This window comes from Paraburkholderia caledonica, assembly GCF_000383275.1.
Taxonomy (GTDB): domain Bacteria; phylum Pseudomonadota; class Gammaproteobacteria; order Burkholderiales; family Burkholderiaceae; genus Paraburkholderia; species Paraburkholderia caledonica.
In genome coordinates, this window is the sequence record NZ_KB911038.1 from 562,246 (window position 1) to 584,496 (window position 22,251).

The following is a 22,251-nucleotide window of genomic DNA, read 5'->3' on the forward strand; positions in this document are numbered from 1 at the left end:
GCCGACGGGCGCTTCTGCGAACCGGCAGCCCGGTCTTGCTATGGAGGCAGCGTGCTGGACGCGTCAGTCTCGCTATGCGCTCTTTGATGATCGCATCTGACCATTGTTCGAACTTCAACGCTGGTTTTTCTCGAAGCCAATGATGCTCGCGATTGCGCTGATCGATTCGGTATCGAGCACATGCAGGAAGAACGAACCAAGCTCATGACCCACATAAGCGACACGTGTGAGCGCCGCTGTTTTCTGAGGAGAGCAGTTCTCGAAATAGTGTTCGTGCGGCACAGCGGAGAACATACATCCGCCACGATGGTATGGCGAAAAACTTAAGGAAACCTGAAGAAAATTGCTTTGCAGCCTTTATGACAGTTTTTTTAACGACGCAGTGACAAATGTGTTCTGGCGCACAGTTCGGAACAACTAGACCACTATTCTCGGAGAGGGAAGTGTATGCAGTGCGCGTTGCGTGAACGTATCGAGCATCCAAACACATTCACACGAGGAAATGATGGCCGAAGCGAGCGTACCCCTTTGTGTCGATCTCGATGGAACGCTGACGAGCACCGACCTCCTGGTGGAATCGTTCCTCGTGCTTGTAAAACGAAATCCACTGTACGCGTTCTTATGTATTGGCTGGCTGTTGCGCGGCAAGGCTCATCTGAAGGCGCAGATTGCTCAGCGTGCCGCCATCGACGTGACGTTGCTCCCTTATAACGCGCGCCTCGTGGAGTTTCTGCGAGAAGAACGGTCGTATGGCAGAGATCTATATTTATGCACCGCTGCAAACCGCAAGTTCGCTGAAGAGATAGCCTCGTATTTCGGCTTCTTCAAAGGGATTCTGGCAAGCACTGACGCCCACAATCTGTCGGGTGTTCATAAAGCTTATGCGTTGTCCGAAGAATTCGGTCCGCACGGTTTCGACTATTGCGGCAACGCGCTATGTGACGTGCCGGTGTGGAAGCAATGTAGACGGGCGATCGTTGTAGGGACGCGCCAGATTGCCGAGGCGGCCGAAAGGGTCAATCACAAGGTTCTCTTCTTTGAGGATCGGCGATCGCTAATCGCGCTTACCGTCAGGGAAATGCGTGTTTACCAGTGGGTCAAGAATCTCCTGATTTTTGTGCCGCTGCTTGCATCACACCGATTTACCGAAGCAGACACGCTGCAAGCCGAAGTCATTGCATTTTTTTCTTTCTGCTTCTGCGCTTCGTCTGTATATCTGCTCAATGACATGCTGGACCTCGACGCGGATCGACGCCATGTGCACAAGCGCGATCGGCCGTTTGCGTCGGGACAGTTGTCGCTGGCTTTCGGCATGCTTCTCGGATGTGTGCTTCTTATCGCGTCTGCGGGATTTGCTCTGCTGCTGCCTTTTACTTTTCAGCTGGTACTGGCCGGCTACTTTGCGACCACGCTTGCGTATTCGCTCAGGCTAAAACGGTTCATGCTTGTCGACGTCTTTGTTCTCGCGGCTCTTTACACCGCGCGCGTCGTGGCCGGCGGCGCCGCGGGGGACATCCCGCTTTCCGACTGGTTGATCATGTTTTCGATTCTGATCTTTCTGAGCCTCGCCATGGTCAAACGCTATGCGGAACTCGACGCGCTATTACGCGAAGCAAAAGTCTGCGCAGTGGGGCGCGGATACGTCACGCAGGATCTGGGCATTCTGCGTTCGTTCGGCACGGCCTCCGGTTACGTCGCAGTACTGGTTCTCGCGCTGTATATGAACTCGTCCGATGTACGCGTGCTTTATCGACATCCTCACGCACTGTGGTTTCTATTCGGACTGCTGCTCTTCTGGATCAGCCGTGTATGGATGTTAGCCTTTCGCGGCGAGATGCATGACGATCCAATTGTCTTCACCATCAAGAATCGCCTGAGCTTGCTCGTAGTATTTCTTTGCGTGGCGACGGTGATAGCGGCAAGTTGACCTCTGAGCATTCAATCGATGCAACTGGATTTCTCTTTTCTTTTCGTCAGCGCTCCGTTGCTATAAGCGCCTCCTCGGTTAAATCTGTGAGCAAGCGGGATGCCCATATCTTCCTTCAAAAGTGCGGGCGCTGCGGCGCGCGCTTTTCCGGCCGTAAATGTTCCCCGCCTGTGCGGGTACTTCGCACGATATGTTGTGATCAGTGGCAATGCCCGATGACGGCGATTAATCGGCTGACGTCGACTAGATAGGCTGAGGCAATCTGAAAGCATTCCGCATTTTGCGGCCCGAGCGGAGATTTTTCTTCATTCTTGCGTGCGCCAGCGCGCATTCGGGAGCCGGTTCCCGGCATCGTACGGTGGCAAATAACATAATCTGGGTGTACCGCAGGCAGCAAAGCGACTCGTTGGGCGGGCCTACTCCGCAAGACGGATGGTCACCGTCCTGTCCCAGTACGTACCTTATTGTCTACGCGAAAAATGAATAGCTTCGACACGAGCATCGAGACTTTTTTTAGCGGATTCCATTCTTGTGTCCTGTGCAATCATGCGGTGCAAGCCATCGCGGACATGTACACATTCAAAGGTCTAGTACTGATTCCCGTTTTATGGTGGCTATGGTTTCAGTCGGCCGAGCGTCGGCAATGGCGGCGTGAAGTCGTCATTGCGACTACCGTGAGTGGGCTATTGGCTCTTCTTGCCGGAAGACTTCTGGCGCATTTTTTACCGTTCCGCACGCGACCGGCGTTTTCGCCCGACCTGCATCTTCATTTCCCAGTTGTCCCGCAAAGCGAAAGCTTGTTATCAGCGTGGAGCTCATTCCCGAGCGATCACGCGATGTTGTGGATGTCGGTTGCGGTAGGCATCTTCATTGTTTCTCGCCGCGTTGGCATTCTTGCGCTGCTGTATGTTGCAATATTCATTTGCATGCCGCGCGCTTACCTCGGCTTCCATTACCCAACCGACCTGTTGGCCGGAGCCGCGATTGGCATCGTCATCACCTACATCATGACTCGCGATTCCGTGAGAGCGCATTACGCGACGCCCATGTTGCGCTGGATCGAGCGCAATCCTGGACCATCGGCCATGTTGGGATTCGTGCTGTGCCTGGAGCTCGTTACCCAGTTCGATGAAATCAGAGCCTTCGCCACTTCCGTCTTCAAGGTTGTCTGATTCGTTTGTCATTCAGACGGTGGACCGAACGATTCAAGCGGAGCGCGTTACGCGAATGCCGGCCCTCTCGACTCTTATCCCGCACGTAGCATGCAGTGACGTGAGTGTTTCGCTGCGCGAATAAGAGCCGAGATGAGCGCCGTCCTTCTCCAGGTGATATCTAAAGACCAAAGGTCTACACAATCTGAAAAGGGGTGTTGATGACTGCTCGAAACGGAACGGCGTATACCGGCAGGCCGTTGTATTTGTGGAGCGTCTGGCTGATTGCTACTGTTGTAGCTTGCACGCCGCTCTTCGTCTCGTCGATTCCGCCATTGGGACAGCACTTCTATAACATCGTCAGAGTAGACATTCTGGCGCATCCCGGTTCCTACGCTGGCAACTTCGTGGTTCGGTGGGACCCATTGCCCGACCTTGCGATGGACCTGACCCTGCCGTGGATCGCGAAGCTGATGCCGGTGGAGTGGGCAGCATGGTTCTTTATCGTTGTCGAACTCTCGTTGCTAAGCTCGGGCTGCCTGGTTCTCAGCCGTGCTCTGAATGGCCGGTGGTCGTGGTTCCCGCTATTCAGTTTTCTGCTTCTCTACAACTGGATCCTGATACGCGGTTACGATAACTTTCTGTTCGGCACTGGCCTTTGTTTGTGGGCGATAGCCTTGCATGTGGCGCTTCGCCGGTTCACGGTCGCGCGGATCATAGCGTCGTCTTGCAGCGCCCTTGTGATTTATTTTTGCCATCTTTTTCCTCTGGCCGTTTTTGCACTGGTCATAGGAACATGGGAGCTTGGCTGCTTCCTGCAGGAAGGGAAATTGCGAATCCGCTCGCTCGTCACGCACGCGAGCGCGAGCCTGGTTCCGTTGATACTTCCCGTGGTATTACTGGCGCATAGCAGTACCGGCGGACTTCGTGGCTCCGTCGACTTCGGCTTCGTTCATATATTCGCCAAAGTCAGCCGTTGGCTCGATGTCTTCGCAATCGGCAATCCCCCGGCCGACGTCGCAGTGCTGGCAAGCATGGGCCTGACATTAGCCATCGGCTTTCTAATGAAATGGTGGTCCTGTAAGCCTGAGTGCCGGATCACGGTGATTGCGCTTCCGTTGGTAGCGCTATTCGCGCCGTTCTCCGCATTTGCTTCTTATGGCGTGGTCGAGCGATGCGCGCTGAGCTTCGCATTCCTGCTGACAGCGCTCGTGGATGTGCGGGCTTCGGCACCGCGTCTGCAACGGGTCGGCGCGCTAGCGCTCGCGATTGTTTTCCTGTTTCGCATTGCGACGGTAACTGCCGATTGGCGTGCGGCGAAGCCTTCCATTCAGGCGTACCGCGCTACTTTCGCGTCGCTGAAATCGGGCTCGGTCCTGTTTCAATACAAACAGGACACGACGTATCCGTCGCCAAGGACCGCGCCTCACCGCTGGAATCCGTATCTGGATAAGGTCGTTGCGCTTGCAACGCTCGATCGGGTTCTCGTACCGGATCTCTATCTGAAGGCGGGCCAGCAGCCCGTGCTTTATCGCGCGGAAAACGCGGCATTGAGGAAGTTCCAGGACGATATCGAAAACGGCGACACGGCATTCCGGGCGAACGACGGAATGTTGCGCGCATGGGCCGCGGATTTGCAGAACAGGTTTCCAGACCTGCAAACCCGATTCACGGAAGTGTATCTCGCTGTGTTCGATCCGCAACGGCGTCTTTCTGAAACACTAACCGGTTGGCAACTCGTTGCGACGCTACCGGAACATCGACTCTATCGGATGCTTCCTCGGTGAGCGTGGTCATCATGCATCCGATCGGCTAGCCGCTTACGGTGCGTAAGGCCGTTCGAAGAATGTCGTTTTTCTGCCAGCGGACGTCGCATTCGCGGCATGCCGGCGCGGCTGTTGACCATTACATTCGAAGGAACCCCGCCACGTCGCTACAGCCGTGCCGCACAGTAAGAACGAGACTCAGCCCGAATGAAACAGGCACGCGAAACGGCTGCCCATCAGCCGACAGGCGCGTCCTATTTATTGGACACGCAACCGCTTGCCGACGGGTGGGAAAGCACGGGTTCGCTCAGCGCCGCTGTCCAGCCGGGCGAGGCGACCGCAGGCGCGAAGTCCGCCGCTGCTGTCGTCGGGTCCGCGCCAGTCGTCGGGAGCTTGCGCTCCACTGCGGTCCTGTTGTTGGGCTACGCGATTCTCATCACCGGAAACGGTCTGCTCAGCACGCTTATCTCGTTGCGCCTCATTCAACAGCAGGCGCCGTCGATCGTGGTGGGCGTCGTGCAATCGGCGTATTACATCGGCTTTCTATTGGGCGCTGTTTATGGCGGCGCGCTCATTACGCGCGTCGGTCATCACCGCGCGTTCGTCACCTTCGCCGCAGCCTCGGCGTGCTGCGCGCTCGGGTACGCCGTGTGGAGCGCGGCCGCGATGTGGGTCGTTCTGCGCTTCGTCACAGGCTTCTGTCTGGTCGGCATTTTCACGGTCGTCGAGAGCTGGTTGCATCAGGTCGCGAGCAACGCTCAGCGGGGCCGCGTGTTCTCGGCTTATCTGATCACCAACTACCTCGGTGTCGGCACCGGGCAGTTTCTCATCGGCCTTGCGGACCCAGGTGGGTTTGAACTTTTCAGCGCGGTCGCAGCTTTGTTCACGGCGTCATTGATCCCGGTCGCGCTCGCAGGCACAGCGCCCGCAGCCACGGCCGCGCTCGACGCGTCTTGTGCCACATACGGCTCGCGTCTCGCACGCGGGCTGTCGGGGTTGCAGAGCATCTATCGTTGGGCGCCGCTCGGCGTTGCCGCGTGTCTGTCGGCCGGGGCGCTCAATAGCGCGTTCTACACGATGCAACCCGTATTCATGCGGCGCGTCGGCTATGCGGTGCCAGACGTGTCTCACTTCATGGGCTTCGCACTGCTCGCCGCGCTCGTACCGCAATGGCCGGTTGCGCGGCTGGCCGACCGGTTCGACAGGCGCAAGGTGCTGCTATGTCTTGCGGCAGTTACCGGGTCGCTAAGCGTGCTGCTGTTCCTGCTGCACGATGACAGGTTGATCCGGGCCTTCGGCTATCTCTATGTCGCGGTAGCGTTTTCCATGTACGGCGTCGTCACCTCCTACGTGAACGACTGCATTCCCGCCGATGAGCGCGTTGCCGTGAGCGCCGGTCTGTTGCTGATCTTCTCGGTGGGGGCGAGCACCGGCCCGACGCTCGCGTCCGCAACGATGTCGGTCGCGGGTCCTTCCGGGCTCTATCTGTTCACGGGGCTCGTCACAGGCGCGCTCGCCACGCTGACAATGCGCAGCGTGGCGGGTCGGCACGGGCGATAACGCCAAGCCACGCGCGCCGTCGCCTTTCGGCGGCTTCCAGCGAACCCGGCAACTTCTCCGAATTCTCCAGAATCATTCGACCGCCATGACCTGTCGCTTCGAGGACGGGGATTACCCTTAGCGCTTCGTCGGCCAACGCCCGCGCTGTAAGGGAAATGCCGGGCGGCAAAAACGCGATGTCGCTTTTGTGACAAACGAAGTCGAATGCAGATGAAGGGTTCCCAGTTTTGTCCGGCTATCTTTGCCGCATAGCGAAGCACACCGACACGCGCCTGAACAGGCCGTCAACGCCGGAACGGGAGACAACGTGGAAACCCTTGCTTTCATGCTCGATAACTTTGCGTCGATCATCAGGCTCACCGTCGAGCACGTAGAGATCGTCGGCGTGGGTGTCGGTCTCGCCATTGTCACGGGCGTGCCGCTCGGCATCGTGATCACGGCCAATGCGCGCGCCGCGAAGATCGTGTTGTATTTCGCGGCGATCCTGATGACCATTCCCTCGGTTGCGCTGTTCGGGTTGATGATCCCGGTCCTGTCGGTGATCGGCCAGGGCATCGGTTTTCTCCCGACCGTTATTGCGCTCTTTCTCTATTCGCAACTGCCGATCGTGCGCAACACGTACACGGCGATCACCAACATCGACCCTGCGTTGCGCGAGGCCGCGCGCGGCATCGGCATGACCACGCGCCAGCGTCTGTGGAAGGTCGAAATTCCCATTGCGCTGCCCATCATCATGGCGGGCGTGCGGATGGCCGTGGTGATCAATGTCGGCATTGCCGCTGTCGCCGCTTATATCGGTGCAGGCGGGCTCGGCAAGCTGATCAGCCGCGGCATTTCCCAATCGGACCCGCGTCAGTTGATCGCCGGCGCCATTCTCGTAAGCCTTCTTGCCATTGCCGCCGACTATGGCCTCGGCTGGGTGCAACGTCTGCTGACGCCGAAGGGTCTTCGCAGCCCGTCGCGGACCGGCCGGCTGGCATTACGTCTTGGCGCGTGGGCGTCATTCCGTAAATCTCCTCATCACGCGCAATAATCATGATCAAGCTCTCCAGCATCTCGAAGCGCTATGAAGGCGCGAGCGCCCCGGTGGTCGACGGCATCGACATGGAAGTCGGCGCGGGTGAAATCTGCGTGCTGCTCGGCCCGTCGGGCTGTGGCAAGACGACCACGTTGAAGATGATCAACCGCCTGATCCAGCCGAGTTCGGGAAAGATCTTTATCGACGGCCGCGATACCGACGAGTTCGAGGTGGTCGAATTGCGCCGTCAGATCGGCTACGTGATCCAGCAGATCGGGTTGTTCCCCAACATGACGGTCGAGGAGAACATCAGCGTGGTGCCGCGTCTGCTCGGCTGGGACAAGGCGAGGGCAAAGCGTCGCGCGGCCGAATTGATGGAGATCGTGGCGCTCGATCCTTCGACGTATCTGTCGCGCTATCCGAAGGACCTTTCGGGCGGCCAGCAGCAGCGCGTCGGGGTAGCGCGCGCGCTCGCGACCGATCCGCCCGTCATGCTGATGGACGAACCGTTCGGCGCAATCGACCCGATCAATCGCGAGTTGATCCAGGACGAGTTCCTGCGCATTCAGCAGCAGGTCAAGAAGACCATTATGTTCGTCAGCCATGACATCGACGAAGCCGTGAAAATGGCTGACCGCATCGCGATCTTTCGCGGAGGCCGGCTCGAGCAGTTCGACACACCGGACACGATCCTCGCGCGACCGGCGAGCCCGTTCATTGCCGGCTTCGTCGGCGCGGACCGAGCGTTGAAGCGGCTGCGCCTCGTGCGTGCCAGCGACGCTTTGTCGGCCTGCGATTGCGCCGCACGCGTGGGCGACAGCAGCGAGCGCGCACGGGCGTTGCTCGAACGGCACGGCGTCGAACAGATCGTGTTGCTCGATGCGGCGGGCAAGCCGCAAGGCTATCTGAGCGCTGCCGAGCTCAGCGCAATCGAGGGCACGCTGATGGCAGCCCACGCGAAACCGGTGCAAGGCGTGGCGCGTCATAGCGATGACCTGCGCAGCGTGATTTCGTCGATGTTCTCACTTGGGCAATCCTGGCTTGCTACTGTCGACGACGAGGGCCGCTTCGTCGGCTACGTGAATCAGGCGCACATTGTCGACATGTTGCGTCTGCCAGCGGAGGCCCGCGCATGAATACACTGCTCTCACGCTGCGCTCTCCTGTTCGCTTGCGCTGCGCCGCTGCAAGCGCGTGCGGACAACTGGCTTCTATCCATTGCGCAATATCGCACCGATATCGTCTACCAGTCCATCACGCAGATGACGATGGTCGCCATAGCCGGCGGGCTTGCAATCGTCGTTGCGGTGCCGCTCGGCATCTATCTGAGCCGCGAGTCGGGCAAGCACGCGCGCGCAGGTCAAGCGCTCCTGCAGACGCTCAACATGGGGCAGGCCGTGCCGAAACTCGCGCTGCTCGCGCTCGCCATGAGCGTACTTGGCATTGGCCGCTGGCCGTCGATTTTCGCGTTGTGGGTAGCTACCTTGCTGCCCATTGTGCTCAACACGCTCGAAGGCTTGCGCGCCGTGCCGCGTGCGCTGATCGAAGCGGCCACCGGCATGGGCATGACACCGAGGCAGGTCTTATTTCGCGTCGAATTGCCCAACGCGCTTTATGTGATCTTTGCGGGCATCCGCACCGCGCTCGCTATCACCGTCGGAACGGCGCCGCTTGCGTTTCTGGTCGGCGGCGGCGGACTCGGTGAACTGATCTTTACCGGCATCGACATGAACGACTTTTCGATGCTGCTGGCAGGCGCGATTCCCACCGCGGTGCTGGCGGTTCTCACCGACGTGCTGATCGGCCAGATGCAGGTGCATCTCGTGTCGCGCGGCGTCACTCCCCAACGCTAGTTCAATCACACGCATACGCGTTTCTTCGAGGACATCATGAACATTGCCTTCTTCAAGCGGGCCTGCGCGCTCGTCGCCATTTCCCTTGCGTCGTCGTGGACCATTACTTGTGCGGCGGCGAATGTCGTGGTCGGCGGCAAGAACTTCACGGAGCAGCAACTGCTTGCCGAGATGACGACCGAGCTATTGCAGGCCAAGGGTTTCACCGTTACGAAAAAAGACGGCTTGGGCAGCGCGGTGTTGCGCGCGGCGCAAGAGAACGGACAGGTCGACGTGTATTGGGAATACACCGGAACGTCGCTGATCACGTACAACAAGATCAATGATCGCCTTTCGCCGGACGACACATACAGGAAGGTGAAGGAACTGGACGCTGGGAAAGGGTTGGTGTGGCTCGATCCTTCTCGTGCGAACAATACGTATTCGTTCGCGATGAATCAGGACGAAGCAAAGAAGCTCGGCATCGTAACCCTTAGCGATCTTGCAAAGGCCATCAAGTCAGGCAAGACGCTGAGCTTTGCGTCCAACTCGGAGTTCTATGCTCGCCCTGACGGGCTGCGTCCGCTGCAGAAACTGTATGGCTTCGAATTTTCGCAGGACGAGGTTAAGCGGATGGACTCGGGTCTCACGTATCAGGCATTGAAGGACCGTCAGGTGGACATCGCGCTCGTTTTCGCCACCGATGGCCGCGTGCCGGCATTCAACTTCGTCATTCTTAAGGACGACAAGGGCTTCTTTCCTTCGTATGCGCTGACGCCCGTGATCCGCAAGGCGACGCTCGACGCTAACCCGAAGCTCGGCCCAATCCTGAACTCGCTCTCGGCAAAGCTCGACGCACCGACGATGGCTCGATTGAACGCCTCCGTCGACGTGCAAAAGAAATCGTTCAGCGAAGTTTCGCATGACTTCCTGAAGCAAGCGGGTCTGCTGTAACGCTCGCGATCCGACCCAACCTGAGAGACAAGAACATGCCTTCGTCTTCCCTCGACGCGCCGCGAGACGGCGCGCTGAAAGTTGCCGCCGCGCAGATCGACAGTTCGTACGGCGATCTGGACGCGAACCTCGGCAAGCACCTGAGCATGATCGGTGAAGCGCGCAAGCACGGCGTCTCGATGCTGCTGTTCCCCGAATTGTCGCTGTGTGGACATAGCGCGGGCAAAGACGCGCTGCAGCTTTCAATGCATGTCGATCACCCGGCCATTGCCGCACTTGCCGAAGCGAGCGTCGGGCTCCATACGTCGTTCGGTTTCATCGAAGAAGCGCCTGGTGGCCAGTTCTATAACAGCCAGGCGACCGTGACGCAAGGAAGGATCGTGCACGTGCATCGCAAGATTCAACTGGCGACCTACGGCAAGCTGCGCGATGGCCTGTATTACGCGCCGGGAGCGGAACTCGGCGCATTCGGCATCGACCGCGACTGGCGCGTCGGCACGCCGATCTGCAACGACCTGTGGAATCCGGCTCTCGTGCACGACCTGATGTGCGACGGCGTCACGCTGCTCGCCGCTCCGATCAGTTCGGCGCGCGAAGCGGTAGGCGGCGGTTTCGACAACCCTTCTGCGTGGGAACTGAATCTGCGCTTCTACGCGGTGACCTACGGGGTCGCCGTGGTGATGGCGAACCGGATCGGCACCGAAGGCATGCTGCGCTTCTGGGGCGGTTCGCGCATTCTCGATCCGTTCGGCAACACGGTTGCAATGGGCTCGACTACCGACGAAGAACTGGTTGTCGGCGAACTCGACTACGCGGCGCTGCGCGAAGCGCGCTTCCTGCTGCCGACCGTGCGGGACTCCCGCGTCTATGCGGGCCGCGGCATCCGTGCGGCTCATTCACCTGTCAACACCTGAAGCGTCGCCTGCCATGCAAGATTTTCTCCTTACCGACGAAGACCGCGCGTTCCGCGCGGAAGTGCGGGCCTTTCTGCAGCGCGAACTTGCGCCGCGCGCGGCCGATATCGAAGACCGGCGCGACTGGGAAGCCGTCAAGCACGTGGTGCGCGCGCTGGCCGAAGCCGGTTATCTGAGGCTCATGTTCGCGGACCTTTATCGCGGCTCGCTGAAAAAGCCCGGACTCACGCACGCGACGATCTTGTCGGAGGAAGCGTCCTCCATCAACTATGCATTCGAAACGACCATTGCTACGGCGCTGAGTTGCGCATATCCGTTGCATCGTCACGCGAGCGAGGCGCTGCGCGATGCGTATCTCGAACCGATTCTGGATGGCCGCGCGGTCGGCGCGATCTGTGTGACCGAGCCGGGCACGGGGAGCGATTCGGCGGACATGCAAACACGCGTCGAATACGACGCACGTACCGACGAATGGGTCGTCAACGGCTTCAAGCGCTATATCTCGAACGCTTCGGTAGCGGACGTCTATATTGCCTACGGCATCACGCCGCGCGATGACGCGAAGCCTGCCATTACGGCGGTGGCGGTGCCGAAGGACGCCCGCGGCATTAGCTTTCCTCGCAATTACACGTTCATGGGCCGGCACGGCTGCATCGTCGGCGAGGTCGAATTCGACAATTGCCGCGTGCCAGTCGACCACCTGCTGGGCGGCGCGGGCGAGGGCTCCGCCATCATGCGCGGCATGTTCAACTTCGAGCGCGCGATTCTGGGCGGCTCGGGCCTCGGCGTCGCGCGTAGTGCGTTCGAAATCGCGCGTGAGCATGCGCAAAGACGCAGGACGTTCGGGCAATTCCTCGGCTGCAAGCAACTGATCTGGGACAAGATTGCGCAGATGAGCTGGCGCATCGACGCCGCCGAGCTGATTACCTATCGCGCCACCAAGATGTACGACGCCGGCGCCGACGGCAAGGCGCTGATGAAGGAAGCGGCGATGGCCAAGCTCGTCGCGACCGAGACGGCGAATTTCTGTGTGAACGAAACGGTGCAGATATTGGGTGGCGATGGCCTCACCAAGGAATACGGCCGGGCTGAACAGCTGTATCGCGACGCGCGCGCGCTGACGATTGTCGGCGGGACGTCGGAAATGGCGAAATACCTGATCGCCTCGCGCGATCTCCCGGATCTGAAGATCAACCTCTGAGCGCATTCCATTTCCATCATGCTGACCATTACCTCGCTGTTCGAAAATACGGTCGCGAAGTACCCGGACCGTCTCGCGCTGGTCTGCGGTAACGCGCGTTTTACCTACGCACAGTGGGATGAGCACGTGCGCGGACTCGCGCAGGCGCTGTTCGATCTGGGTGTGCGGCAAACGGACCGCGTCGCTATCTTCCAGAAGACCTCGGACGCAACAGCCACCGCTTATCTTGCCTGCCAGTTGCTGGGTGCCATTGCGGTGCCGATGAACTACCGGCTATCCGCGAATGAAGCGATATTCATCATCCGCGATGCCGGTGCGCGTGCACTGATCTACGACCATTCGATGCAACCGGTCGTCGCGAAGATCGAGCAGGGCCTGCCCGATCTGCGCATCTACGTGCGCGTGGCAGGGCACGGGAACCATACGGATGAGCCAGATCGAAACGATGCGCCTTCGTATCACCGCGACTTCGATGCGCTGATAGACAGTACGCGCCATCGCGATGCGCCGCTGCCCACGCTGATGCCCGACGATATTTCCGCGCTCGTCTACACGTCCGGCACGACGGGGCGTCCCAAAGGCGCGATACACACCCATGCCAACGACGTCGCGATCGCGACGAACTGCGTCATGGAGTACAGCCTCACGAGCACCGACTCGGCGCTCCACATCGCGCCGCTTTACCACGTTGGCGGCATGCAGGCGTATTTCATGCCGCACTTGATGGTCGGCGCGGCCAACATCGTGCTGCCGCGCTACGATCCGGCGCGCACGCTCGCCGCAATCGCGCAATATGACATCACGACACTGTTTGCAGTGCCGACACAGATTCAGGACATGTTGTTTCATCCCGCATTCACGCAGAGCGATCACAGCAGCCTGCGGATGATCACCACGGGCGGCGCGGCCATTCCGGCCGCAGCGATGCAACGCGTGATCGATGAGTTCTGTCCGAACGTCTACAACGGCTACGGCATGACGGAGGCGAGCCTCACGCTGCTGCTGCATCCGCGCGACGCACTCGCGCGCCTCGGCTCCTGCGGCAAGCCGACTTTGATCAGCACCTGCCGTGTCGTGACGAACGACCCTGCGCGCGCCGTGCCTTCCACAGAAGGCGTCGTGCCGGGCGAGGTGGGTCAGCTGATTGTGCGCGGCCCGCAACTCGCGCGTGCGTACTGGAACAATCCGGTCGAAACGGCCAGGAAGTTCCGCGACGGCTGGCTGTACACCGGCGATCTGTTCAGCGTCGACGAGGGCGGCTATTTCCACTTCCACGGTCGCGCCGACGACATGATCGTCTCGGGCGGCGAGAACATTTATCCGCGTGAAGTCGAGGAGGTGTTGTACCACTGCCCTGGCGTTCAGGAGGCCGCGGTAATCGGCGTGCCGGACGCGAAGTGGGGCCAGGCGGTAACGGCTTTCGTCGTGCGCAGCGACGCGCAGTTGACGGAGGACGCGGTCATCGCATTCTGCAAGGCCAGTGACGACCTCGCGCCGTACAAGCGGCCAAAGAAAGTGCTGTTTGTCGAGCGCTTGCCGCTGAATCCGAGCGGCAAGGTTCTGCGGCGCGAACTGGCCGCCTCGGTGCACGAGAATCTTTTGCAAACGGGAACGTAATCATGAACGAACCGGTACTTTACGAACTGGACGGCGGCGTCGCCACCATTACGCTGAACCGTCCTGAAACGCGCAACGCACTGACCGAAATGGAAGTGGTCGATGCGCTCGTCGAGAGCCTCGAGCGAGCGCAAGCCGATCTGAACGTGCGCGCAATCGTGCTCACGGGCGCGGGTCCCGCGTTCTCCTCGGGCGGTAACATCAAGCACATGCGCGACGAGGTGGGAACGTTCGGCGGCAACTCCGCGCAGATACGCGAGAACTACCGGCGTGGCATTCAACGCATTCCGCGCGCGTTTCATGAACTCGACCTGCCTTGCATCGCCGCAGTCAACGGACCTGCGCATGGTGCGGGTTGCGACCTTGCGCTGATGTGCGATATCCGTATCGCGGCGCACAGCGCGCTTTTCGCGGAAAGCTTTGCGAAGATCGGCATCATTCCCGGCGACGGCGGCGCGTGGTTGCTGCCGCGTGCGGTCGGCCTCTCGCGTGCAGCCGAAATGATTTTTACAGGCACGCCCATCGACGCGCAATGCGCGCTGGACTGGGGTTTGGTATCGCGGGTCGTGCCCGACGCGGAGTTGCTGTCGACGGCCAGGGAACTTGCGGCGCGCATCGCGAGTAATCCTCCGAACGTGCTGCGCATGAGCAAGCGCCTCATTCGCGAAGGACAGCGAATGGACCTGCCGAGCCTGCTGGAACTGTCGGCGGCGTTTCAGGGAATCGTGCATCGCACGGCAGATCACCGTGAGGCGCTCGCCGCCACTTTCGAGAAGCGCACGCCGAATTACACCGGCGATTAATTGCGAACGGACCGGTAAATCGCAGCGAAAGAGGCAATGGACCGGCGAGGCGCAATATGCGACAGTTTCGCCACCTTGACCGATCCAGCATGAACATGCGCAGCAAAATCAACGACGAGACGCCGCAATCTGCCGCCGCGCGCCAGGTGCAATGGCCAGCGACAGGGGAGGGTGCATTCGTCGCCGCGAACGCGGAAAGCGCGGCGACGGAAAGCTCGGCGGATTTGAGCCAGGAGCGGCCGCCCGACACGCAACGCATCGGTTTTTTTCTGGTACCCAACTTCTCGATGATGGCGCTCAGTTCCGCGAGCGAGCCGCTGCGCGCGGCCAACCGGGTGAGCGGCAAGCCGCTGTACAGCTGGCATCTGATCAGCGCGGACGGCGAGCCGGTGTCGTCCAGTTCAGGATTCTCGCTGCAGCCCGAATCGGCTATGACCTCGTCGATTGCCGTAGACCAACTGTTCGTGGTGGCGAGTATCGATGTGGAGAACTACCGCAACGAGCGGGTGTTCGACTTTTTGCGCCGCTATGCCGCGACAGGCAAACCGCTCGGCGGCGTGAGCCTCGGGACGATGATCCTGGCGCGCGCCGGGCTTCTTGACAAGCGGCGTTGCACGATTCATTGGGAAGCGCTGAAAGCGCTCGCCGACGAGTTTCCCTCGCTGGCCGTCACGCGCGACCTCTACTGTATCGACGGCGACCGGCTCACCTGTGGCGGCGGCACAGCCGCGATCGACTTGATGCTGGATGTGATCGCTCGCGCGCATAACCATCGACTTGCGGCCGATGTCGCCGACCAGTTCCTGCATACGCGTATTCGCGCGTCGCAGGAGAGCCAGAAGATGGCAATTCAGTGGCGTTACGGTATCGAGGACCGGCGCATCGTCAATGCAATTACGCTGATGGAGCAGAACATAGAGCGCCCCGTTCCCGTGCAGACGCTCGCCTCGCTGGTAGGCATTTCGCCTCGGCAGTTCGAGCGTATGTGGCTCAAGCACTTCGACATGGGGCCGTCGCAGTTCTACCTGGGCGTGCGCCTGAAGGCGGCGCAAAAGCTCCTGCACGAATCGACGTTTTCCATTTTCGACATTGCGATGCAGTGCGGATTTGCAAGCGCCTCGCATCTGGGGCGGTGTTATCGAAAGCTCTTTGACGCCACACCCGGACAGGAACGTGCTGCGAGGGGCAAGTGAAGATCGCCATTGCGTAAGAGGCAACGATCCGGTTCCACTTGGTGCGAGCCGGATCAGTTTCGAACGCAACAGCGCGGTCATCGCAAGTTGCGTCACAGACTCCGCCCCTCACGGTGTTCAATCAATACGGCCGCTCATTGTGGATGAGCGGCCGTCCTTCTCCTCGAACCTACATGCCGATGCTCGACCCTCCGCTCGAACTCGTGCCTGTGCTCGTGCCCGTGGCTGAACTTGAGGTCGATGCCGGATTCAGATCGATTCTTCCATAGACGCCGTCTGCTTCGTCATTGGGCCCCGCCGCGAAGAAGAGCGTAGTAGCAGGCTGATTGTTGAGCCCGTTGCCGAACGCAATGCCCCACAAGCCCGGCTCGACGATCGCACTGCCGTTCGAACTCTTGATGGCACCCATCGACTGGCCGCTCGATGCGTTGAATGCGTTAATCGTGCCGTCGCCGAAATTGCCGATCAATATCGCGCCGCTCAATGAGCCGAAATTGCTCGGCGCTTGCGTAATACCCCATGGTGCATTCAGTGCACCGCCGGTTGCAAAGTGCTGTTTGAGGTTACCTGCCGTATCGAATACGTCCACCATACCGAGTCCCGCTCCGGCGACGTCGTCATGTTTGTCGGCATCCTGCTTCGCGTAGGTGACGAACAGGTTCGATCCGATCAACTGGATGCCGAACGGCGCAAAGCCGGCAGGAATGGCTGGATCCGTAAAGGCGCCGGGCATGGCGACCTTGGCAAAATTGGTGTCGAAGACGTCGATCTTGTTGTTATGGAAATCGGCCGCGTAGAGAAAGTTGTTGCCGTTGTTGGCCGCGAGCGCGAGGCCCTTGTACACGGCGCCGCCGGTGCCGTCGTCGTACATGACGAACGCATTGGTCGGCCCAACCGCAGGCGCCCATGCGGTGACGGTGCCGCCTTCGCCCACGAAGATAAATGCGGCGACGCCAGACTTGCCGTTTTGCGTCACGTTGAAGCTTTGCGTGCCGTTGAATACGATGCCTGTTGGCGACGCTGTCCCGTTCTTGCCGTCGGGGATCGTGACGACGAGCGATTGCGGCACGCCGTTGCCGTCATAAAGTGTCGCAAGGTTGGTTCCGTTGTCGGCGACCCAGACGAAGCCTTTCGGATTAAAGGCCACGCCCCAGGCATTCTTCAGATTGACGTCGGTGTGTGCTGCCGACACGGCGCCATCCGAGACGAGCGCCTTTGCGGTGAACGACGACTGTGCAGGCGGCCCAGAACTGGGAGAACTGGAACTGCCGCCGCATGACGCGAGTGTCGCGATAGCTGCGCTGCAGGCTACGACGGTGAACGCTGCGAGTAGAGACTTCATGGCCGCACTCCTTGTTCCGTCCAAAGGTCACAACGCTCAATGAACGAGAGGGCGATCGGGTTTATTCCAGTGGAGGGAACTTATTTGCGAGTACTTTCTATGGCTGAACTGGATAGATAAAAGCGGGCTACGAGTTCACGTGCTGGCCTTCGGTTCGCCGCGTGGCAACGAGCTGCGATGTAGCGCAGCGATTACATGCAATGTAATTGGCGCCATGAGCGCCGGCATCTAGTCTGTGTCTGTCGCGCTTCCATTCCGGTTGCGCTCAAGGCCAAGGAGATACCATGTCCCGCTTTCCCACATACACGATCGAATCCGCTCCGGCAGAATCAACGCCCGTGCTCCAGCAATTGCAACAGGCGTTCGGCCTGATACCGAATATCGCGGCCAGGATGGCGCGATCGCCGGTACTGATCAACGGTTTTATCGGCCTGTTCGAGCGCGTGCATGCGAGCAGTTTCACCGAGCCGCAAATCCAGACGCTGCTGCTGACCAACGCCGTAACGAATGCAAGTGTCTGGGCCGTCGCATTTCACACGGCGCTGGCGTTGAAAGAAGGGGTGAATGCCGCCGACGTAGACGCAATCCGCCGCGGTGTCTTGCCTGATGGCGGCGAACTGGCCGCGCTATCCGCATTGGCGCGCACTCTGATAGAAAAGCGCGGCCACCTGAGCGAATCGGACCAGACAAGTTTCCTGGAAGCCGGATTCAGTGCTGAGCAGATACTCGAAGTTATTGCGGTGGTTGCGGCATCGACGATCACAAACTATACGGGCAGCGTCACCCAGCCGCAGCTCGAAACGCAGTTCGAGGAATTCGTCTGGCTTGCACCCGCACGCTGAATTATTTTGTTCTTTATCTTGATCAGGGAAATCCGATGAACGCGAGCAGTCCCGATCCGAAAGCGCCGCAAAGTGAGCTTGGCGACTTGCTGCGCTATTGGCGCGACATGCGTGGCGTGAGTCAACTGGATCTGTCGCTCGAGGCCGGCGTTTCGCAGCGCCAGATCAGCTTTATCGAAAGCGGGCGCAGCGTGCCGGGCCGGGACACGCTGCTGACGCTTGCACAGACGCTCGACGTGCCGCTACGCGAGCGTAACGCGCTGTTGCTCGCGGCTGGCTATGCACCGGTGTATTCGGAAACGCCATGGAACGCACAGGAGATGCACGGTGTGATCGCCGCGTTGGAGCGCGTTGTTCGCCAGCATGAGCCTTTCCCGGCGATCGTGATGGATCGCCACTGGAACGTTCTGATGACCAACGACGCGGCGCCGCGCTTCTTCGACTGTTTCATCGACATGGCCTCGCGCAAAGGTCCACGCAATATGCTGCATCTGATCTTCGACCCGCAGGGCATGCGTCCATTCGTGGCCGATTGGGACACGGTCTCGCGAAGCTTGCTGCAGCGGGTGTATCGGGAGTCGATCGGGCATGTCGTCGATGCCGGCACGAGGCGTCTGCTCGACGAACTGCTCGCCTATCCAGATGTGCCGCGTGACTGGAAGACGCATCATGCGCCGTCCGCCGGGCCCACGATTCCTGTCATTCCGCTAGGCTTCATCAGCGGGGACGCGGTGCTTCGATATTTCTCGATGGTCACGACCGTTGGTGCGCCGCAGAACGTTGCCGCGCAGGAGATACGCCTGGAATGCATGTTTCCCGCCGATGACGAAACCGAAGCGCGCCACCGCCAACTGCTCGCCAGGCGTTCGGAGCAACGTTGAACCGGTGTGCGGTGGAACATGCGGCAGAGAGCTGATCGTCCCGGCAGTTCCTGCCGCCTGCAACGCCGCGTCCCGCCTGGGCGGGACGCTTGTCACGACCCAACTCAACCTCAATCAAGCCCCGGGCTTTCCGCCGATGGTGTTGCCTTGTTGCCAGGCGCGCTTACCTTCCTCGGACAACTCTCCGCTGCTGTGCGACGCGTCCGGTTTTGTACCTTCTACTGCCATTGAGCCGCCCGGCTGTTCCTGGGCAGGGACGCGTTCGCCTTTGCGCGCCGCGGCGCGATCGTCCTGAGTGCGGCCTGCGTAAGTTTCTGTTGCCATTTCAACCCTCCGGAAAAGAAGAGAACCATCATGTCTTTGCGATGGACGCGCGAACTTCGTACCGACGGACGCGCTTGCTCGCATCGAGACACACCCGGAGTCAACTGCGCGCATTGCGCGTGCCTGACGCGGCATTCGCGTCGCATTGAAGGCGTTCCATGCGGCCTGTGAGGAAATCGTCACACAATTTTCTCTCCGTGTATGATTCCGGCGTCGAAAGCTATTGCGGCACGGTTGAATGCATTGTGTGTAGCCGCGTCTTTGCCAGCGTCGCGGGCAGACCAATGCGCAGATAAACATCTATGCCAATGTGCGAGCCCGGCAACGTGGAGTTGCACAGACTCCGCTTGCAGATACATAAAGCCGTTATGGCAAAAGGCTTGACGAAGAAATGCCCCGCGCGACGACCGCTCGCGGGAAGATGAAGGAACAACGCTGAATGCTCGCAGAACAACGTCACCAATACATCCTGGCGCAAGTCGCCAAAACGGGCGCGCTGTCAGTCGCCGAGCTGGTGCGCGAACTGAACGTGTCGCGCGAGACCATTCGCCGTGACCTCAACGCGCTCGCCGGACGCGGCCTGCTCGTCACCACCCACGGCGGCGCGCTTTCGAGCGACCGGCGCGAGCCCGATCTCGACACGCGTGAAGCGGCAAACGCCGGCGCGAAGCGCGCGATCGGCGAGCGCGCAGCCGAGTTCGTTCCCGACGGCGCGTCGCTGATCGTCGACTCCGGCAGCACGACGCAGGCGGTCGTGCGAGCCTTACTCGACCGGCACCGTCTATCGGTGTACACCAACGACTGGCGCATCGCGCTGCTGCTCGGACGGCGCAACGACAACCGCGTCACGCTGTTGGGCGGCGAGCTGTCCGATATCGAAGACGCCACCTTCGGGCTCGACACGGTCCACCAGCTCACGCAATATCACGCGGACTTCGCATTCATCGGCGCAGGCGGCATTTCGCCGGACGGTTATCTCACCGACTACAGCCGCATGGCCGCCGAAGTGCGCAGCCGCATGATCGCCGCCGCCGACACGGTGGTCGTCGTGGCCGACCATTCGAAGTTCGGCCGCGTCACACCGGTGCGGATCAACGGCATCGAGTCGGCGCGTTATCTCGTGACCGAACTGGCGCCCGAGCGCGCCATCGGCAAGGCGATTACGGCCCATGGCCCGGAAATCGTGATTGCCTGAGTCCACGTGCGCGGCCGGTGCGCGTGGTACGGCGTCAAGCTGCGACCCGCGTCGCGCCGACTGCTGCCGGTAGAGCGTAGCCGCATGATCCGATTCCCGGTCAGCGGCCATGCAGCAGCGGTTCTGCTCAATCTCTCCGCGCAACTTCCCGCTACCTCGTTCGGCTTGGCTATTATTGGCGAATTGTGTCAATTTTTGGAATTCGACAGAATAGTCATGGCGTTGTCACCGAAACCTGTGATCCTTGCCGTGCCCATACAGGCATGGCAGGCAGCGCGAACGTGGTAGACAGTTTGTAAGTCTCGCTTGGAAGACGCCGCGAAGTTGTCGGCAATCTGCAATCGGTTGATCGCATCGGAGTCGGCTGCGGCAACATGCAACAAGTCACGCAAGCAGCACGTAAGCGGAACATAAGCGGCAAATAAGCGGCACATCAGCAACACGCACGCAGCAAATAAAGCGCAAACGGCGCACACCACGCGCCGTTCAATCACAACAGGTATCGGGTTTTCCCGACCGTCTGGTTTTTTTGCCTTTCGGAGAAAGCGACATGACAAAGACAAACTCCCTTCAGACCACGGGCCTCGCACGTAAGCTTCTGCCGGCGCTAGTCGCCGCCGCGATGTTCGGTGGCGTGGCCATGCAGGCGCAGGCTGCCGACGCGGTGGTGCTGTACACCGCCGACGGCCTCGAAAATCTCTATAAAGACGTGCTGCCGGCCTTCGAAAAGAAGGAGGGCGTGAAAGTCAACATCGTCACCGCGGGCAGCGGGGAAGTCGTGAACCGCGCGACAATTGAAAAAGACCAGCCGAAGGCGGACGTGATCGTCACGCTGCCGCCGTTCATCCAGCAGGCGGATCAGAGCGGTCTGCTTCAGGCATACCAGAGCGCGAACTACAAGAACGTGCCGGCGATCGCCAAGGCGCCGAACGGCTCGTGGGCGACCTTCGTGAACAACTATTTCTCGTTCGCGATCAACCCGGAAGTCACGAAAAACCAGCCGAAAACTTTTGCCGATCTGCTGCACCCGGACTACAGCGGCAAGGTCGCTTACTCGAACCCGGCGACGGCGGGCGACGGCATGGCCGTGATCATCCTGACGTCATCGCTGATGGGTGAGGACAAGGCATTCGACTATCTGAAGAAGCTGGAACAAAGCGCCAAGTTCCACACCAAGGGCACGGGTTACCTCGACGTTCTGCTGTCGCGCAACGAAATCGCGTTCGCGAACGGCGATCTGCAGATGGACCTGGACGACGCGGCCAACGGCGGCCTGTCGCTCAAGCCCGTGTTCCTCGCGGCCGCTCCGGGCGAACAACCGACCACGTTCCAGTTGCCGTATGCAATCGGCCTCATCAAGAACGGTCCGAACCAGGCGCAAGGCAAGAAGCTGATCGACTATCTGATGTCGACGGAAGTGCAGGCCAAGGTGCCGGACATCTTCGGCATTCCGGGCCGCACCGACGTGCCGCTAGCCGGCAAGAATGGCGAGACCGTCAAGCAGGCGATTGCGGGCGTGAAGCTGATTCCGGTGGACTGGAACCACGTGATGGCCAAGAAAGCCGACTGGACCGCGCGCTGGAAGAGCGACGTGATCGGTTCGTCGGGCAAGCAGATCGAAGTCGTCAAGCCGAAGTAAGCCGCTTTTTAGGCTTTCCAGTCTTGCTTCCCAGTCGAAGCACGCAGCGCTCTCGCGATCGGTGTGATCGCCGGCGCGCTGCCTGAGCATCAA

At 60.2% G+C, this 22,251-nt stretch carries 20 protein-coding genes; 17 read left to right on the forward strand and 3 right to left on the reverse strand.

All coding sequences use genetic code 11. From position 1 onward, the window contains the following. Positions 1–114 precede the first annotated feature (114 nt). Positions 115–294: a hypothetical protein gene (locus H281_RS0117940; protein WP_020068530.1), complete on the reverse strand. Its 180-nt coding sequence runs from the start codon at positions 292–294 to the stop codon at positions 115–117. A 211-nt stretch (positions 295–505) separates the two neighbouring features. Here H281_RS0117940 and H281_RS0117945 point away from each other — a divergent pair, with 211 nt between their 5' ends. From H281_RS0117945 to H281_RS0118005, 13 genes are all read left to right on the forward strand, one after another. After that, positions 506–1,927, forward strand: a complete 1,422-nt coding sequence (locus tag H281_RS0117945) for a UbiA family prenyltransferase (RefSeq protein ID WP_020068531.1) — start codon at positions 506–508, stop codon at positions 1,925–1,927. 479 nt (positions 1,928–2,406) lie between these two features. Continuing rightward, positions 2,407–3,099 carry a phosphatase PAP2 family protein gene (locus tag H281_RS0117950; RefSeq protein ID WP_020068532.1) on the forward strand — a complete coding sequence of 231 codons (693 nt, stop codon included), beginning with the start codon at positions 2,407–2,409 and terminating at the stop codon, positions 3,097–3,099. Between the two features lie 200 nt (positions 3,100–3,299). After that, positions 3,300–4,865, forward strand: coding sequence for a hypothetical protein (locus tag H281_RS0117955; protein WP_020068533.1), 1,566 nt, complete (start codon positions 3,300–3,302; stop codon positions 4,863–4,865). A 186-nt stretch (positions 4,866–5,051) separates the two neighbouring features. Further along, a complete protein-coding gene (locus tag H281_RS0117960) occupies positions 5,052–6,404 on the forward strand; it encodes an MFS transporter (RefSeq protein ID WP_020068534.1) in 1,353 nt (450 codons plus the stop codon). Positions 6,405–6,711: 307 nt separating this feature from the next. Further along, complete coding sequence (locus tag H281_RS0117965) at positions 6,712–7,437, forward strand: ABC transporter permease (protein WP_027804717.1); 726 nt, start codon at positions 6,712–6,714, stop codon at positions 7,435–7,437. A 2-nt stretch (positions 7,438–7,439) separates the two neighbouring features. Beyond that, positions 7,440–8,558 (forward strand): ABC transporter ATP-binding protein, encoded by a 1,119-nt coding sequence (locus H281_RS0117970; RefSeq protein WP_020068536.1) that lies wholly within the window; start codon positions 7,440–7,442, stop codon positions 8,556–8,558. After that, complete coding sequence (locus tag H281_RS0117975) at positions 8,555–9,274, forward strand: ABC transporter permease (protein ID WP_020068537.1); 720 nt, start codon at positions 8,555–8,557, stop codon at positions 9,272–9,274. The genes H281_RS0117970 and H281_RS0117975 overlap by 4 nt, the downstream gene beginning before the upstream one ends. A gap of 36 nt (positions 9,275–9,310) precedes the next feature. Continuing rightward, positions 9,311–10,207: a glycine betaine ABC transporter substrate-binding protein gene (locus H281_RS0117980; RefSeq protein ID WP_020068538.1), complete on the forward strand. Its 897-nt coding sequence runs from the start codon at positions 9,311–9,313 to the stop codon at positions 10,205–10,207. A gap of 35 nt (positions 10,208–10,242) precedes the next feature. Then, a complete protein-coding gene (locus H281_RS0117985) occupies positions 10,243–11,121 on the forward strand; it encodes a nitrilase-related carbon-nitrogen hydrolase (protein WP_020068539.1) in 879 nt (292 codons plus the stop codon). A gap of 13 nt (positions 11,122–11,134) precedes the next feature. Further along, positions 11,135–12,322 (forward strand): acyl-CoA dehydrogenase family protein, encoded by a 1,188-nt coding sequence (locus H281_RS0117990; protein ID WP_020068540.1) that lies wholly within the window; start codon positions 11,135–11,137, stop codon positions 12,320–12,322. Positions 12,323–12,340: 18 nt separating this feature from the next. Then, positions 12,341–13,939, forward strand: a complete 1,599-nt coding sequence (locus H281_RS0117995; protein ID WP_020068541.1) for a class I adenylate-forming enzyme family protein — start codon at positions 12,341–12,343, stop codon at positions 13,937–13,939. A gap of 2 nt (positions 13,940–13,941) precedes the next feature. Beyond that, positions 13,942–14,742 carry a crotonase/enoyl-CoA hydratase family protein gene (locus H281_RS0118000; protein WP_020068542.1) on the forward strand — a complete coding sequence of 267 codons (801 nt, stop codon included), beginning with the start codon at positions 13,942–13,944 and terminating at the stop codon, positions 14,740–14,742. Between the two features lie 89 nt (positions 14,743–14,831). After that, the gene (locus tag H281_RS0118005; RefSeq protein ID WP_020068543.1) at positions 14,832–15,935 is read left to right on the forward strand and encodes a GlxA family transcriptional regulator; all 1,104 of its coding nucleotides are present in this window, start codon (positions 14,832–14,834) and stop codon (positions 15,933–15,935) included. A 169-nt stretch (positions 15,936–16,104) separates the two neighbouring features. Here the strand turns inward: H281_RS0118005 and H281_RS0118010 are convergent, their stop codons facing one another. Then, complete coding sequence (locus H281_RS0118010; RefSeq protein ID WP_020068544.1) at positions 16,105–17,277, reverse strand: TIGR03118 family protein; 1,173 nt, start codon at positions 17,275–17,277, stop codon at positions 16,105–16,107. 284 nt (positions 17,278–17,561) lie between these two features. Between H281_RS0118010 and H281_RS0118015 the strand changes: the two genes are divergently transcribed. Together H281_RS0118015 and H281_RS0118020 are read left to right on the forward strand one after the other, a co-directional pair. Then, positions 17,562–18,119, forward strand: a complete 558-nt coding sequence (locus tag H281_RS0118015; RefSeq protein ID WP_020068545.1) for a carboxymuconolactone decarboxylase family protein — start codon at positions 17,562–17,564, stop codon at positions 18,117–18,119. A 35-nt stretch (positions 18,120–18,154) separates the two neighbouring features. Continuing rightward, positions 18,155–19,000, forward strand: a complete 846-nt coding sequence (locus H281_RS0118020; protein WP_020068546.1) for a helix-turn-helix domain-containing protein — start codon at positions 18,155–18,157, stop codon at positions 18,998–19,000. A 114-nt stretch (positions 19,001–19,114) separates the two neighbouring features. Here the strand turns inward: H281_RS0118020 and H281_RS0118025 are convergent, their stop codons facing one another. Then, positions 19,115–19,324: a hypothetical protein gene (locus H281_RS0118025; protein WP_020068547.1), complete on the reverse strand. Its 210-nt coding sequence runs from the start codon at positions 19,322–19,324 to the stop codon at positions 19,115–19,117. 439 nt (positions 19,325–19,763) lie between these two features. Here H281_RS0118025 and H281_RS0118030 point away from each other — a divergent pair, with 439 nt between their 5' ends. Together H281_RS0118030 and phnS are read left to right on the forward strand one after the other, a co-directional pair. Continuing rightward, a complete protein-coding gene (locus tag H281_RS0118030; RefSeq protein WP_020068548.1) occupies positions 19,764–20,519 on the forward strand; it encodes a DeoR/GlpR family DNA-binding transcription regulator in 756 nt (251 codons plus the stop codon). A 550-nt stretch (positions 20,520–21,069) separates the two neighbouring features. Further along, a complete protein-coding gene (gene phnS, locus H281_RS0118035; RefSeq protein ID WP_020068549.1) occupies positions 21,070–22,158 on the forward strand; it encodes a 2-aminoethylphosphonate ABC transporter substrate-binding protein in 1,089 nt (362 codons plus the stop codon). The last annotated feature ends 93 nt before the right edge of the window (positions 22,159–22,251 follow it).